This window comes from Streptomyces sp. NPDC041713, from assembly GCF_055591085.1.
Window position 1 is genome coordinate 1 of sequence record NZ_JBVIZY010000017.1, and the last position, 15,153, is coordinate 15,153.

Annotated in this window: 15 protein-coding genes and 1 pseudogene; 14 read left to right on the top strand and 2 right to left on the bottom strand. The window is 69.8% G+C overall.

Going from position 1 to position 15,153, the window contains the following annotated elements:
* Positions 1-381: 381 nt before the first annotated feature.
* Positions 382-969, top strand: a complete 588-nt coding sequence (locus tag ACZ6CV_RS33670; protein ID WP_469255233.1) for a hypothetical protein — start codon at positions 382-384, stop codon at positions 967-969.
* Between the two features lie 19 nt (positions 970-988).
* Here ACZ6CV_RS33670 and ACZ6CV_RS33675 read toward each other — a convergent pair whose 3' ends face one another.
* Entirely contained in the window at positions 989-1,300 is a 312-nt protein-coding gene (locus tag ACZ6CV_RS33675) for a ferredoxin (RefSeq protein WP_355810294.1), read from the bottom strand.
* A gap of 254 nt (positions 1,301-1,554) precedes the next feature.
* Here ACZ6CV_RS33675 and arc point away from each other — a divergent pair, with 254 nt between their 5' ends.
* The 6 genes and pseudogenes from arc to prcA all read left to right on the top strand — a co-directional run bounded on the left by arc (position 1,555) and on the right by prcA (position 7,281).
* Positions 1,555-3,321, top strand: a complete 1,767-nt coding sequence (gene arc, locus ACZ6CV_RS33680) for a proteasome ATPase (RefSeq protein WP_362371249.1) — start codon at positions 1,555-1,557, stop codon at positions 3,319-3,321.
* A 213-nt stretch (positions 3,322-3,534) separates the two neighbouring features.
* Positions 3,535-5,046, top strand: a complete 1,512-nt coding sequence (dop, locus tag ACZ6CV_RS33685) for a depupylase/deamidase Dop (RefSeq protein ID WP_355810299.1) — start codon at positions 3,535-3,537, stop codon at positions 5,044-5,046.
* A 124-nt stretch (positions 5,047-5,170) separates the two neighbouring features.
* Entirely contained in the window at positions 5,171-5,389 is a 219-nt protein-coding gene (locus ACZ6CV_RS33690; RefSeq protein ID WP_150165888.1) for a ubiquitin-like protein Pup, read from the top strand.
* A pseudogene (locus ACZ6CV_RS33695) lies at positions 5,388-5,660 on the top strand (endonuclease VII domain-containing protein); the annotation flags it as partial. The gene ACZ6CV_RS33690 and the pseudogene ACZ6CV_RS33695, both read left to right, overlap by 2 nt.
* Complete coding sequence (gene prcB, locus ACZ6CV_RS33700) at positions 5,612-6,457, top strand: proteasome subunit beta (RefSeq protein WP_355810306.1); 846 nt, start codon at positions 5,612-5,614, stop codon at positions 6,455-6,457. The pseudogene ACZ6CV_RS33695 and the gene prcB, both read left to right, overlap by 49 nt.
* Before the next feature lie 53 nt (positions 6,458-6,510).
* A complete protein-coding gene (gene prcA / locus ACZ6CV_RS33705) occupies positions 6,511-7,281 on the top strand; it encodes a proteasome subunit alpha (RefSeq protein WP_469255236.1) in 771 nt (256 codons plus the stop codon).
* Between the two features lie 93 nt (positions 7,282-7,374).
* Here the strand turns inward: prcA and ACZ6CV_RS33710 are convergent, their stop codons facing one another.
* Positions 7,375-8,481 carry a LacI family DNA-binding transcriptional regulator gene (locus tag ACZ6CV_RS33710; RefSeq protein WP_469255238.1) on the bottom strand — a complete coding sequence of 369 codons (1,107 nt, stop codon included), beginning with the start codon at positions 8,479-8,481 and terminating at the stop codon, positions 7,375-7,377.
* 72 nt (positions 8,482-8,553) lie between these two features.
* Between ACZ6CV_RS33710 and ACZ6CV_RS33715 the strand changes: the two genes are divergently transcribed.
* The 7 genes from ACZ6CV_RS33715 (at position 8,554) to ACZ6CV_RS33745 (ending at position 15,152) form a co-directional block, all read left to right on the top strand.
* Positions 8,554-9,813 (top strand): MFS transporter, encoded by a 1,260-nt coding sequence (locus ACZ6CV_RS33715; RefSeq protein ID WP_469255240.1) that lies wholly within the window; start codon positions 8,554-8,556, stop codon positions 9,811-9,813.
* Between the two features lie 9 nt (positions 9,814-9,822).
* Positions 9,823-11,184, top strand: coding sequence for a Pup--protein ligase (gene pafA, locus ACZ6CV_RS33720; protein ID WP_355810318.1), 1,362 nt, complete (start codon positions 9,823-9,825; stop codon positions 11,182-11,184).
* A gap of 129 nt (positions 11,185-11,313) precedes the next feature.
* On the top strand, positions 11,314-12,312 hold the full coding sequence (locus ACZ6CV_RS33725) for an FKBP-type peptidyl-prolyl cis-trans isomerase (protein WP_469255242.1): 999 nt from the start codon (positions 11,314-11,316) through the stop codon (positions 12,310-12,312).
* 60 nt (positions 12,313-12,372) lie between these two features.
* On the top strand, positions 12,373-12,747 hold the full coding sequence (locus tag ACZ6CV_RS33730) for an FKBP-type peptidyl-prolyl cis-trans isomerase (protein ID WP_055567247.1): 375 nt from the start codon (positions 12,373-12,375) through the stop codon (positions 12,745-12,747).
* A gap of 137 nt (positions 12,748-12,884) precedes the next feature.
* On the top strand, positions 12,885-13,886 hold the full coding sequence (locus ACZ6CV_RS33735; RefSeq protein ID WP_469255244.1) for a helix-turn-helix transcriptional regulator: 1,002 nt from the start codon (positions 12,885-12,887) through the stop codon (positions 13,884-13,886).
* A 16-nt stretch (positions 13,887-13,902) separates the two neighbouring features.
* Positions 13,903-14,880, top strand: coding sequence for a helix-turn-helix transcriptional regulator (locus tag ACZ6CV_RS33740; RefSeq protein ID WP_362371274.1), 978 nt, complete (start codon positions 13,903-13,905; stop codon positions 14,878-14,880).
* Complete coding sequence (locus ACZ6CV_RS33745) at positions 14,877-15,152, top strand: CpXC domain-containing protein (RefSeq protein ID WP_355810333.1); 276 nt, start codon at positions 14,877-14,879, stop codon at positions 15,150-15,152. The genes ACZ6CV_RS33740 and ACZ6CV_RS33745 overlap by 4 nt, the downstream gene beginning before the upstream one ends.
* Position 15,153 lies beyond the last annotated feature (1 nt).

A 15,153-nucleotide genomic window follows, 5' to 3' on the forward strand; every position in this document is an offset into this window, starting at 1 on the left:
GACGGCCACCGCCCAATGAGCAGGCGCCGGGGGGGGAGTTCAATTTAGGCGACGATACAATGCAGCGGCCGCAAGTTTTGTTTACATGCACCGCCGCCCCCCCCTCATACCCCGACCCCAACCCCACACCACCCCTCCCCCCCCCCCCCCCCTCCCCCCCCCCCCCCCCCCTCCCCCCTCCCCCCCCCCCCCCTCCCCCCCCCCCCCTCCCCCCCACCCCCCCCCCCCCCCCCCCCCCGGCGCCGTTTCGTTGACGGGACACCGGCCGCGTACCGCGCGCACCGCGAAGACCATCGGACCCCGGTGTTCCACCGCACTGTGACGTATGGCACGATGCTGGCCACCTCCCCACCGGCACGCCCTCACAGGAGACACTTCCTCGTGCAGCACCCCGCGGTCCCGGAACTGGCACACACCCTCACCCGCCCCATCCACTGGCTGGCCACCGCGGCCGCGCTCGCCGCCGTCGTCGCGGGCTCCGCCTTCCTGCAGCCCGACGCCGCGACCGCCGCCCAGACAGGCCCGAAGACAGACACCAGAGCCGCCGCGGGCGGAGCGGCCCCGGCCCCCGCGCCCGACGCCGCCGCCGTCGACTTCCCGCTCGACTGCGGCCCCGTGGAGCCCGTGGTGAAGAAGAAGGCCACCGGCGACCTCGACGGCGACGGCAGGCCGGAGACCGTGGCCGTCGTGCACTGCCGGGCCGGCTCCGGCACCCCGCCCGACGGGATCTATGTGATCACCGGAGCGGGCGCGGGCAAGCCGCGCGTGGTCGCCACCCTCCTCGACCCGAAGGACCGGCAGAACGTCAGCGCCTTCGCCGTGCGTGACGGCGCGGTCACCGCGACCCTGCTCGGCTACTCCTCGCCCGACGTGCCCCGCTGCTGCCCCGACGAGCAGCACAAGGCCAAGTGGCAGTGGAAGGACGGCGCGTTCGAGCGGCTGACCCCCGCCGGGGCCCGTAGCGTCTGATGCCCCGAGGGGCGCACGGTCATGCCGCGTCGGGACCGTAGACCTCGACCCTGTCCGAAACCCGACGTACGTGAATGCAGTCGCCCGGACACTCCTTGGCGGAGTCCACCACATCGGTGAGGAGCGGCAGCGGCACGGGCGTTGTGGCCCCCGGGGCCTGCAGCAGCTCGTCGTCGCCGCTCTTCACATAGGCCAGGCCGTCGATGTCCAGCTCGAACACCTCGGGCGCGTACTGCGCACAGATGCCGTCCCCGGTACAGAGGTCCTGGTCGATCCAGACCTCCAGATCGTGGCCCTCACTGCCGGTCTCGGCCTCGTGCCGCACGGTCATCTCTCCTGCCGGTCGCTGCGCCGGGAGGCCCGCTCCTGCAGCAAGTCGGGCCAGCCCTGACGGGTGTTGAACGGTTCGACGATACAACCGCCCGCTTTCCGATGTTGTTGGGTGGGTATTCCCCTGGCGTGAGGGAGAGCGCAAGGGTGAAGATCGGACACACCCCCATCGTCTTTGTGATCTAGGGGTTTCAATCGACACCCACCCAGGTAGGGTCTGGAAGCGTCCAGCTCCCCTTGGAGGAGGTGAGGACCGTGGCAGCCCACGACGACGACATCAACCGCGGCATCCGGCCGGGACGAGGGTCCGAGGACCCCGCCGGTCAGGTTGCCTATCTCGAGCAGGAAATCGCCGTCCTGCGACGCAAGCTCGCCGACTCTCCGCGTCATACGAGGATTCTCGAAGAGCGGATCGTCGAGCTGCAGACCAACCTGGCCGGCGTGTCCGCGCAGAACGAGCGGCTCGCCAACACGCTCCGTGAGGCCCGCGACCAGATCGTGGCCCTCAAGGAGGAAGTCGACCGGCTCGCGCAGCCGCCGGCCGGCTTCGGAGTCTTCCTCGTGGCGAACGAGGACGGCACGGCGGACATCTTCACCGGGGGCCGCAAGCTCCGGGTGAACGTCAGCCCGAGCGTGGAGCTCGAAGAGCTCAGGCGCGGCCAGGAAGTAATGCTCAACGAAGCGCTCAACGTGGTCGAGGCCATGGAGTACGAGAGCGTGGGGGACATCGTCACCCTCAAGGAGATCCTCGAGGACGGCGAGCGCGCCCTGGTGGTCGGGCACACCGACGAGGAACGGGTGGTGCGGCTCGCCGAGCCGCTGCTGGACGTCACCATCCGCCCCGGCGACGCCCTGCTGCTCGAACCCCGCTCCGGGTACGTCTACGAGGTCGTCCCCAAGAGCGAGGTCGAGGAGCTCGTCCTCGAAGAAGTCCCCGACATCAGCTACGAGAAGATCGGCGGTCTCGGCGGCCAGATCGAGATGATCCGGGACGCCGTCGAGCTTCCGTACCTCTACCCCGACCTCTTCAAGGAGCACGAACTGCGGCCGCCCAAGGGCGTGCTGCTGTACGGGCCCCCCGGCTGCGGCAAGACGCTGATCGCGAAGGCCGTCGCCAACTCGCTCGCCAAGAAGGTCGCCGAGGTCACCGGCCAGCCCGCGGGGAAGAGCTACTTCCTCAACATCAAGGGCCCCGAACTCCTCAACAAGTACGTGGGCGAGACCGAGCGTCACATCCGCCTGGTCTTCCAGCGTGCGAGGGAGAAGGCGAGCGAGGGCACCCCCGTCATCGTCTTCTTCGACGAGATGGAGTCCCTCTTCCGCACCCGCGGATCCGGTGTCAGCTCGGACGTGGAGAACACCATCGTCCCGCAGCTGCTCGCCGAGATCGACGGCGTGGAAGGCCTGGAGAACGTCATCGTGATCGGCGCCTCCAACCGCGAGGACATGATCGACCCGGCGATCCTGCGGCCCGGCCGGCTCGACGTGAAGATCAAGATCGAGCGTCCGGACGCCGAGGCGGCGAAGGACATCTTCGCCAAGTACCTCACCGAGCGGCTCCCGCTGCACGCGGACGATCTCGCCGAGCACAGCGCCGACCGGCACGCCACGGTGCACGGCATGATCCAGTCCGTCGTCGAGCAGATGTACGCGGAGTCCGAGGAGAACCGCTTCCTCGAGGTGACGTACGCCAACGGCGACAAGGAAGTCCTGTACTTCAAGGACTTCAATTCCGGCGCCATGATCGAGAACATCGTGGGCCGTGCCAAGAAGATGGCCATCAAGGCCTTCCTCGAGGCGAACCAGAAGGGCCTTCGGGTCGCTCACCTCCTCCAGGCTTGCATCGACGAGTTCAAGGAGAACGAGGACCTGCCGAACACCACCAACCCGGACGACTGGGCCAGGATCTCCGGAAAGAAGGGCGAGCGGATCGTGTACATCCGCACCCTTGTCACCGGAAAGCAGGGCGCGGACACCGGACGCTCCATCGACACGGTGGCCAACACCGGTCAGTACCTGTAGAACACAGGGCGGCTGCGGGTGTCCTTCAGGGGTACCCGCAGCCGTCTGTTTTTCAATGAAGGCAATGATCTCCCCACCAGCGCAAAGGCGTTCTAGGCTCTTCGGTACCGCCGAGTCGCGCAGTGCGGGGACGGGCACCGCACACGCACCGGAGAACCAGCGGTACTTGAGCGCCGTTCCCGAACGGGAGCGCCGCCGGGCAAGGAGGGCCGCATGACCGTACGGCGAGTAATGGGCATCGAGACGGAGTACGGCATCTCCGTCCCCGGCCATCCCAACGCCAATGCCATGCTCACCTCGTCCCAGATCGTCAACGCCTATGCCGCGGCGATGCACCGGGCGCGACGCGCCCGCTGGGACTTCGAGGAGGAGAACCCGCTGCGGGACGCGCGGGGTTTCGACCTCGCCCGCGAGGCCGCCGACTCCAGCCAGCTGACCGACGAGGACATTGGCCTGGCCAACGTCATCCTCACCAACGGCGCACGCCTGTACGTCGACCACGCACACCCCGAGTACAGCTCGCCGGAGATCACCAACCCGCTGGACGCCGTCCTGTGGGACAAGGCCGGCGAACGCATCATGGCCGAGGCCGCCGACCGCGCGGCCCAGCTCCCCGGCGCCCAGCCGATCCACCTGTACAAGAACAACACCGACAACAAGGGCGCCTCGTACGGCACGCACGAGAACTACCTGATGAAGCGGGAGACCCCCTTCTCGGACATCGTGCGGCACCTGACGCCGTTCTTCGTCTCCCGCCAGGTCGTCACCGGCGCGGGACGCGTCGGCATCGGCCAGGACGGCCACGAGCACGGCTTCCAGCTCAGCCAGCGCGCGGACTACTTCGAGGTCGAGGTCGGCCTGGAGACGACCCTCAAGCGGCCCATCATCAACACCAGGGACGAGCCGCACTCCGACGCCGAGAAGTACCGCAGGCTGCACGTCATCATCGGCGACGCGAACCTCTCCGAGATCTCGACCTATCTGAAGCTGGGCACCACCTCGCTCGTCCTCGCGATGATCGAGGAGGGCTTCATCGCGGTCGACCTCGCCGTGGACCAGCCGGTGCGCACCCTGCACCAGGTCTCGCACGACCCGACCCTCAAGCACCTCGTCACGCTCCGCAGCGGCCGCTCACTCACCGCGGTGCAGCTCCAGATGGAGTACTTCGAGCTGGCCCGCAAGTTCGTCGAGGAGCGGTACGGCTCGGACGCGGACGCGCAGACCAAGGACGTGCTGGCCCGCTGGGAGGACGTCCTCGGCCGTCTGGAGAGCGATCCGATGAGCCTCTCCGGAGAGCTCGACTGGGTCGCCAAGCGGGAGCTCATGGAGGGCTACCGCCGCCGTGACAGCCTCGACTGGGACGCCGCGCGGCTCCACCTGGTCGACCTCCAGTACGCGGACGTACGGGCCGAGAAGGGCCTGTACAACCGTCTGGTGGCCCGGGGCAAGATGAAGCGGCTCCTCGACGAGTCGGACGTCGAGCGGGCCATCACCAAGCCGCCCGAGGACACGCGCGCGTACTTCCGCGGCCGCTGCCTCGAGCAGTACGCGGACGACGTGGCCGCCGCGTCCTGGGACTCGGTCATCTTCGACCTCCCGGGCCGTGACTCTCTGCAACGGGTGCCCACGCTGGAGCCCCTGCGCGGCACGCGCAACCACGTCAAGGAACTCCTGGACCGTTGCCGCACGGCAGAGGATCTGGTTCGGGTGCTCTCCGGCGGCTGAAAGGTCAACGCCCGGGGAATCACAGAGGTGGGTCCCGCACGTTGCACCAACTGCGGGGCCGATGTCGGACCCGGAGCGTAGGGTCTGATCAAGAACGTCTAACCGAGCGAGCGGGGTGAGGTAGATGGCGACCAAGGACACCGGCGGCGGACAGCAGAAGGCGACGCGTCCCACCGAGGAGACCGAGGAGCAGACGCAGGACGCGCAGGCTTCGGAGGACCTCAAGGAGCGCCAGGAGAAGCTGAGCGACGACGTCGACTCGGTTCTGGACGAGATCGACGACGTCTTGGAAGAGAACGCTGAGGACTTCGTGCGTTCCTTCGTGCAAAAGGGTGGGCAGTAGGCCCTCTTCGCCTTCGAATCAAAGGTTCGCAAGGGGTGCTGAGTGTCGAGCCGCTGAGGGGCGTCCGAGCCTCCTCAGCACCCCCGCGATCCATGTGGATCACTGTCACGAGACGGGTAAAGTCCGTGGCGTACTGTGCTTCAACTGCAATTCGGCCATCGGCAAGTTGGGAGACGATCCCGACACTGTTCGTCGGGCTGCCGCCTACCTGGAGGGATCCTCGTGGAAGCCAACACTCGTGGCACAGGGCGTCTACCGGCTGCCTTCCTGACGCCCGGTTCGTCGTCCTTCATGGACTTCCTGTCCGAGCACCAGCCGGAGATCCTGCCCGGCAACCGTCAACTGCCGCCCACGCAGGGCGTGATCGAGGCGCCGCACGGCACGACCATCGTGGCCGTGACGTTCCCCGGCGGCGTGGTCCTCGCCGGTGACCGCCGGGCGACGATGGGCAATGTGATCGCCCAGCGCGACATCGAGAAGGTCTTCCCGGCCGACGAGTACTCGGCGGTGGGCATCGCCGGCACCGCGGGTCTGGCCGTGGAGATGGTGAAGCTCTTCCAGCTGGAGCTGGAGCACTTCGAGAAGGTGGAGGGCGCCACGCTCTCCCTGGAGGGCAAGGCGAACCGTCTCTCCACGATGATCCGCGGCAACCTCGGCATGGCCATGCAGGGCCTCGCGGTGGTGCCGCTCTTCGCGGGGTACGACGTGGACCGCGAGAAGGGCCGCATCTTCTCGTACGACGTCACGGGCGGCCGCTCCGAGGAGCACGGCTTCGCGGCGACCGGTTCCGGTTCGGTCTTCGCGCGCGGTGCGATGAAGAAGCTCTACCACGACGGTCTGACGGAGGAGCAGGCGACGACCCTCGTCATCCAGGCGCTCTACGACGCCGCCGACGACGACTCGGCGACCGGTGGTCCGGACATGGCGCGCCGGATCTTCCCCATCGTCACCGTCATCTCCGACGAGGGCTTCCGGCGGCTGACGGACGACGAGTCGTCCGCCATCGCGCGCGCGATCCTGGAGAAGCGGCTCGAGCAGCCGGACGGCCCGCGCGCCGCGCTGCTCTGATCGCTCCGAATTCGCCACTGACTGAAGTTTTTTGACAGAAAGGGACGGATCCGGTGTCGACGCCGTTCTATGTTTCACCCCAGCAGGCCATGGCGGACCGGGCGGAGTACGCCCGCAAGGGCATCGCCCGTGGTCGCAGTCTTGTCGTGATGCAGTATGCCGACGGCATCGTGTTCGTCGGCGAGAACCCGTCCCGTGCGCTGCACAAGTTCAGCGAGATCTACGACCGGATCGGCTTCGCGGCCGCCGGCAAGTACAACGAGTACGAGAACCTCCGCATCGGCGGCGTCCGCTACGCCGATCTGCGCGGATACACCTACGACCGGGACGACGTGACGGCCCGTGGCCTCGCCAACGTCTACGCGCAGACGCTCGGCACGATCTTCTCCAGCAACGCCGAGAAGCCGTACGAGGTCGAGCTGGTCGTCGCCGAGGTCGGCACCACGCCGGACGGCGACCAGATCTACCGCCTGCCGCACGACGGTTCGATCGTGGACGAGCACGGCTCGGTCGCGGTCGGCGGCAACGCCGAACAGATCAGCAGCTATCTGGACCAGCGCCACCAGGACGGGATGACGCTGGCCGAGGCGCTCAAGCTCGCGGTGCAGGCGCTGTCCCGCGACACCAACGGCAGCGAGCGGGAGATCCCCGCCGAGCGGCTCGAGGTGGCGGTCCTCGACCGTACGCGGCCGCAGCAGCGCAAGTTCAAGCGGATCGTGGGACGCCAGCTGTCCCGCCTCCTCGACGAGGGCGGCGCGACGGACGCGGCCTCGGACGAGGAGACCCCGCCCGCGGCGCCGACGTCCGGCGGCGACATCGAGTAGACCGGCGCGGCGGAGCGGTCCGCCACGCCAGTGAAGTGAGCGCCCCGTGTCCCGGCCCGACGGCCGGGGTACGGGGCGCCGCCGTGTGCGGGGTCAGCGTGCGGGACCGGAGTGCGCGGGGCCGGTGGAGCCGCGGACGACCAGCTGGACGGGGAGCGGCGCGGCGTCCGGGGTGCGGCCGTCCAGGACGGCGACGAGGGACTCCATGCCGCGCTCGCCGAAGCGTTCGGCGGGCAGCCGGACGGTGGTCAGCTCCGGCTCCACGGCGGTCGCCAGCGTCAGGTCGTCGAAGCCGGTGACCGAGACGTCCTCGGGGACGCGCAGGCCGAGCCGGCGCGCCGCCTTGCAGGCCCCGGCGGAGAGGAAGTCGTCGTCGCAGACGACCGCGGTGGGCCGGGGCCCCGGGCCGGACAGGGCGGCCTCCGCGACGACGCGGGCGCCCTCGACGTTCAGCGGGGCGGTGACGCGTCGTACGGCGGTGTCCGTGCCGCGCAGCGTCCGGGCGAGCGCTTCGGCGCGCACGTCGAAGGTCCAGGAGTCCACCTCCGCGGCCAGGTGCAGGAAGTCGCGGTGGCCGAGGGCGAGCAGATGCTCCGTCACCTGGCGCATGCCGTCGGCGAGGTCGAGGTTGACGGTGGCGGCGCCCAGGCTGCCGGCGGGGTCGCTGTCGAGCATCACCAGGGGCAGGTCGTCGCCGCGGATGGTGGCCAGCGCGTCGGAGGCCATGGAGGAGGCGAGCACGCCGTCCAGTGAGGCGCGGGCCGAGGCGAAGGGGTCGCGGGCGGGGCCGATGCCGTCGGGGGAGGGGTAGAGGACGACCCCGAAGCCGTGCCGGGCGGCGATGCGGGCGACTCCGGTGTAGACGTGGGCGAAGAACTCGTTGGTGAGTTCGGGGACGACGAGGAGCGCCGTCCGCGTCCTGCCCAGGCGGAGGTTGCGGGCGGCCAGATTGGGTCGGTAGCCGAGCTCCCGCGCGGCCGCGCGGACCCGTTCGGCGGTCGGCTCGGCGACCCGGCCGCGCCACTTGTCGCCGAGCACCAGGGAGACGGTGGCCTGGGAGACTCCGGCGGCGCGCGCGACGTCGCGGCTCGTGGGACGGGGCCCCAAGGATTCCTGCTGTGGCCCGGCCACGGTCACCTCCCGGTTCGGGTCCGCGGTGGAGGCACCGGGCAACTCGGTGGACCCGCGGACAGCGCTCATGGTACGTATGACGCTCGACGTTATACGTAAAACCTCGGGCGTGACGGCGCCGCGGGGGAGGGGCAGGCGGGCGTGGCCACCGGATACGCGGAGATCCTCCGAGCGAAGTACGCGATGCGACTCCTTGCCGGGACGCTGGTGGGCAGGCTCCCCAACGCCACGGCCGCGATCGCCATCGTGCTGTTCATCCGCGCGGAGGGCGGGACGTACAGCCTGGCCGGCGGGCTCGCCGCGGTGTACGGCGTCGCCAATGCCGTCGGGCAGCCGCTCCTCGGACGCCTCGTCGACCTGTACGGCCAGCCGCGCGTCCAGCTGCCCGCGGCCCTGCTGTCCGCCCTCGGGATGGCCGCCTTCGCCTTCACGGGCCCCGACCGGCTGGCCCTCGCCTATGTGGCGGTCGGCGCCGCGGGGCTCTTCACGCCACCCCTGGAGGGCGGTCTGCGGGCCCTGTGGCCCGGCGTCCTGGGCAAGGAGGAGCAGGTGCACACCGCGTACGCGATGGACGCCGTCGCCCAGGAAGTCATGTTCACCGTCGGCCCGTTGCTCGTCACGGGGTGCGTGGCCCTCTGGTCGGAGCAGGCGGCGCTGCTCGTGGTCAACGCCGTCGGGGTGCTGGGCGCCCTCTCCGTAGTGATGTCGCAGCCCTCGCGCGCGTGGCGCTCGGCTCCCCGGGAGGCGCACTGGCTCGGGGCCCTGCGCTCGCCGGGACTCCTCGCGCTCCTCGGCGCGTTCCTCTTCGTCGGCGTGGCGCTCGGCTCCATCACCGTCGCCGGGGTGTCGTACGCGGACGACCACGGCGGCGACGCGGTCTACGGCTGGCTGATGGCGGCCCTCGGCCTCGGCGCCCTCGTCGGCGGTGCGGTGTACGGGGCGCGGCAGTGGAGCGGCGTGCCGGAGCGTCGCCTGACGGTGCTCGTGGCGCTGCTCGCCGTCTGCTACCTGCCGTTGATGCTGACGCCCGGCGCGCTCGCCATGACGGGGCTCACCGCGCTCGCCGGCGTCTTCCTCGCCCCGGCGCTCGCGTGCGCCTTCATCATCGTCGACCGGCACGCCCCGCGCGGCACCGTCACGGAGGCCTTCTCCTGGCTCGTGACCACGTTCACGGTGGGCGCCTCGCTGGGGACGGCGGCGGCCGGTCCCGTCGTCGAGTGGGGCGGCACCGTGGGGGGTTTCGCGGTGCCCGGGCTCGCGGGCGTGGGCGCCTTGCTGGTTTTGCTGGCCACCGTGCGGGTACTGGTTGCGGTCGAGGATTCCGGGGTTGTTGCGGGTTCATCGGAAAATGATCGAAACGGTGCCGTCGAACCCGGTTTCAGTGCCGGGCATCAGGCGTAATGTTCAGTCATGGACCGCCGCATTTTCGGGCTGGAGAACGAGTACGGCGTCACGTGCACGTTCAGGGGACAGCGCCGCCTGTCGCCTGACGAGGTGGCGCGCTACCTCTTCCGCCGTGTCGTGTCATGGGGCCGCAGCAGCAACGTCTTTCTGCGGAACGGCGCCCGCCTCTATCTTGACGTGGGATCACATCCGGAATACGCGACACCCGAATGTGACAACGTGACCGAGCTGGTCACCCACGACAAAGCCGGCGAGCGCATTCTGGAAGGCCTGCTCGTCGACGCAGAACGCCGCCTGCACGAGGAGGGAATCGCGGGCGACGTCTATCTCTTCAAGAACAACACCGACTCGGCGGGAAACTCCTACGGTTGCCATGAGAACTATCTGGTGGCCCGTCATGGAGAGTTCTCCCGACTCGCGGACATTCTCATCCCGTTCCTCGTCACCCGTCAGCTGCTGTGCGGCGCGGGCAAGGTGCTGCAGACTCCGCGCGGCGCCGTGTACTGCGTCAGCCAGCGTGCCGAGCACATCTGGGAGGGCGTGTCCTCCGCGACGACGCGCTCCCGGCCGATCATCAACACCCGCGACGAACCGCACGCCGACGCCGAGCGCTACCGCAGGCTCCACGTCATCGTCGGCGACTCGAACATGTCCGAGACGACCATGCTCCTCAAGGTCGGCGCCACCGACCTCGTGCTGCGCATGATCGAGGCGGGCACCGTGATGCGTGACCTCACCCTGGAGAACCCCATTCGGGCCATCCGCGAGGTCAGCCACGACATCACGGGCCGCCGCAAGGTGCGCCTGGCCAGCGGCCGCGAGGCCTCGGCCCTGGAGGTGCAGCGCGAGTACTACGAGAAGGCCGTGGACTTCGTCGACCGCCGCGGCATCCGCACCGGCACCGTCGAACAGGTCCTCGAACTGTGGGGCCGCACGCTGGACGCGATCGAGACCGAGGACCTCGACCGCATCGGCACCGAGATCGACTGGGTCATGAAGTACAAGCTCATCGAGCGGTACCGCGCCAAGAACAACATGACCATGTCGCACCCCCGGGTCGCGCAGATAGACCTCGCCTACCACGACATCCACCGTCGGCGAGGGCTGTACTACCTCCTGGAGAAGAAGGGCCAAGCCGCCCGTATCTGCAACGACTTGAAGATCTTCGAGGGCAAGTCGGTGCCCCCGCAGACCACCAGGGCGCGGCTGCGCGGCGACTTCATCCGGCGGGCCCAGGAGCAGCGCCGTGACTTCACGGTCGACTGGGTCCACCTCAAGCTCAACGACCAGGCACAGCGCACCGTGTTGTGCAAGGACCCCTTCCGTTCGGTCGACGACCGGGTGGAGAAGCTCATCGCCGGCATGTGACCGAAGAGAAGCCGGTGGCGTTGTGGGAACGCAACGCGGGCGTCGCACGTTCCTCGTGCGGCGCCCTTCTCACGCCGTAGAGTTGCGCGCACGCCAACCCACAAGATCGACCGATACGAGGCCCCCACCGTGCGCCGACGCTCCCTCCTCCTTGCCGTCCCGGCCGGCCTGCTGACGCTGGCAGGCTGTGGTGACGACAAGGCCGACAAGGCCAAGTCCAAGCCCAGCGACAGCCCGACCAACTCCGCGTCGGCCCCGCCGACGGCGAAGATCGTGGACGGTCCGCTGCCCGAGATCACCAAGGGCACGAAGTTCGGCCAGAAGCCCACCGTCGCCAAGGGCAAGGGCAAGCCGTCCTCCGACCTCGCGGTCAAGACCCTCGTCGAGGGCAAGGGCAAGGAGGTCGTCAAGGGGGACTACCTGCAGGCCAATTACCTCGGCCAGATCTGGGCGACGGGCAAGGTCTTCGACAACTCCTACGACCGGGGCAACCCCACGGTCTTCCCGATCGGCGTCGGCCAGGTCATCCCCGGCTGGGACCAGGCCCTGGTCGGCAAGAAGCTCGACAGCCGCGTGGAGCTCGCCATCCCCCCGAAGATGGGGTACGGCGAGCAGGGCAACAAGCAGGCCGGCATCAAGGGCGACGACACCCTCGTCTTCGTCGTCGACCTCGTGGGCACCTTCAGCGCGAAGAGCTCGGCGAAGGGCAAGGAGGTGGCGCAGTCCAACAAGGACCTGCCCAAGGTCGGCACCAACACCGACGGCAAGGCCCCCTCCATCGACGTCCCGAAGACGAAGGCGCCCAAGGAGCTCGTCGCGTCGTACATCCTGGAGGGTGACGGCGACGAGGTGAAGGAGACCGACAGCCTCCTGTGCCAGTACGAGGGCGTGCTCTGGGCGGACGGCAAGGAGTTCGACTCCTCGTACAAGCGCAAGCAGCTCGCGTCGTTCCAGCTGGCGCAGGTCGTCAAGGGCTGGGCGCAGGGTCTGACCGGCAAGAAGGTCGGCAGCCGCGTCCTCGTCGTCATCCCGCCGGAGCTGGGGTACGGCGACAAGCCCCCGCAGGGCAGCTCCATCAAGAAGGACTCCACGCTGGTCTTCTCCGTGGACATCCTCGCGAAGATGTGACCCCCGCGGGGATGTAAGACTGTCCGAGCTGACCTTTCGTATCAAAGCAGGAGCATTTTCGTGAGCATTGACAAGCCCGAGGTCGACTTCCCCGTCGGCGAGCCGCCGGCCGACCTTCAGATCAAGGACATCTGGGAGGGTGACGGAGCCGTCGCCAAGGCGGGCGACTTCGTCAAGGTCCACTACGTGGGCGTCGCCTTCAGCACGGGCGAGGAGTTCGACGCGAGCTGGAACCGCGGCAACCCGCTGGAGTTCCAGCTCGGTGCCGGCCAGGTCATCTCCGGCTGGGACCAGGGCGTGCAGGGCATGAAGGTCGGTGGCCGGCGCGAGCTGACCATCCCCGCCCACCTCGCCTACGGCGACCGCGGCGCCGGTGGCGGCCGCATCGCGCCGGGCGAGACGCTGATCTTCGTCTGCGACCTGGTCTCCGTCTGAGGACGTACCTGACCTGATCTGTTCGTCGAGGGCTCATGCTTGTCCGGCATGGGCCCTCGGCTTTTACCCGCACACCCCGGGGCGGTACGGTCATCCGTCGGAAGCATTGTGTGTTGTAAGGCCGAGAAAGGGCGTCGATGGCCATTGCCAAGGCCGAGCGGCTGATGAATCTGGCGCTGTGTCTGCTCGGGACCCGGCGGCCGCTCAGCAAGCGTGAGCTGCGCGACTCGATCGAGGCTTACGTCGAGGCCTTCGGGCCGGGGGGAGGCGCGGCCGGAGCGCCGGGGGGCCGGGCGACGGGGTCCGACGACTCCTTCAACCGCATGTTCGAGCGCGACAAGGACGATCTGCGCGAGCTCGGCCTGGTCATCGAGACCGTGGAGAACCTCGACGGCGACGTCGGCTACCTCGCCCGCCGCGACAGCAACCGGCTGCCGCCCATCACCATCGACGCCGAGGAGGCCGCGGCCCTCGGCCTGGCCGCCAAGGTCTGGCAGCAGGCCAGGCTCGCCGGGGCCGCCAGCGGCGCCCTGCAGAAGCTGCGCGCCGCGGGACTGCCCGAGGACGCCGACCCGTACGGCGCCCACAGCGCCCTCGAGCCGCGGATCCCCGCGCACGAGGCGTCCTTCGAGCCGCTGATGCTGGCCTGCCGCGACCGCCGCCCCATCGTCTTCGAGTACCGCAAGGCCACCGCGGCCCGCCCCGAGCAGCGCCACGTCGAGCCGTGGGCCCTCGAATGCTGGCGCGGCCACTGGTACCTCGCGGGCTGGGACCGGGACCGGGGCGCCGAGCGCGTCTTCCGGCTCTCCCGGATCACCGGCAAGGTGCGCGCCCGCGCCGGGAAGTACACCGCCGAGGTGCCGGACGTCGTCACGGTCCGCGAGACCGTCGCGGGCTGGGCCGGCGAGATCGCCGACCGCACCGCCCTGATCCGGCTGCGCACGGGCGCCGGCTACCCGCTGCGGGCCAAGGCCGTCGCGATGCGGGAACGCGGCGACGGGTGGGACGAGTTGGAGATTCCGTACGGCCACGGGCTCGACGCCTGGCTGGTGGAGTTCGGGCCCGACGTGGTGGTCCTCGAGCCCGCCGAGCTGCGGGCCGACGTCATGGACCGGCTGCGCGCCGTGGCCAAGGGCTGAGGGGGAGCGGAAGAGCATGGCCTCGAACGCCATCGACCAGACGCGGCGGATGCTGTCGCTGGTGACGTATCTGCGGGAGCGCCCCGGCGCCCACGTCGAGGACGTCGCCCGCGCCTTCGGCATCACCCCCGACGAGCTGATCTCCGACCTGGACATCCTGCCGATGTGCGGCACCAGCTTCCGCGGCGGCGACCTCCTGGACATCGACACCGACGGCGACCGCATCTGGTGGCACAACCCCGACGACGTGGCGGCGCCGCTGCGGCTCGCCGCCGACGAGGCGACCGCGCTGCTCGTGGCCGCCCGCGCCGTGTCCACGCTGCCCGGCCTACGCGAGAGCGACCGGCTCGCGCTGCTGCGCGCCACCGCGAAGCTGGAGACCGCGGCCGGCGAGGCGGCGGGCGCCAGCTCCCGCCTCTCGGTGACCTTCGAGTCCGAGGGCGGCGTCTTCGCCGACGTCGACCGCGCGATCTCCGAGCGCCGAAGACTCTGGATCCGCTACTACTCGCCCGCGCGCGACGAGGTCACCGAGCGGGAGATCGACCCCATCCGCCTGGTGAGCGTCGGCCACACCTATGTGGAGGCGTGGTGCCGGCGCTCCGAGGCGCGGCGCACCTTCCGGCTCGACCGGGTCGCCGAGATCAAGATCCTGGACGAGCCGTCCGCGCCGCCCGAGGTCGAGCTGCGCGACCTCTCGGAAGGCCTCGTGCAGCCCGCGGCCGAGGATCCCGAGGTCGTCGTCGAGGTCGGCCCCGGCGGCCGCTGGGTCGCCGAGTACTACCCCCACGACAGCGCCGAGGAGCTGCCCGACGGCGGCCTTCGGATCACGCTGCGCACCCCGGATCCCGCCTCGCTGCGCCGGCTCGCGCTGCGGCTCGGCGGCGACGGGCGGATCGTCTCCCCGGTCCAGCTGGCCGACAGCGCGCGGCAGGCGGCGGCCGAGGCCCTGGAGGCGTACGAGAGGGACTTCGACCGTCAGGAGCAAGGGCGTTGACCACACCGACCACGGCCGGACTTCCCGGGGTGCCCGCGCAGACGCGGCGTACCCCGGTCCTCTTCACCGCCGCCTGCCCCGACTGCCGCGCCCGCTTCGAGCTCTCCGCGGGGGCGCTGCGGCTCGCGATCGGCGCAGGACCCCGCACCACCTTCTACTCCTTCACCTGCCCCGAGTGCGGGGCGGCGGTGCGCAAGCCCGCGGGCGAGCGCATCGTCGAACTCCTCACCGGCGGCGGGGTGCGGACGCTGCGTCTGCACTCGACCGTCTAGG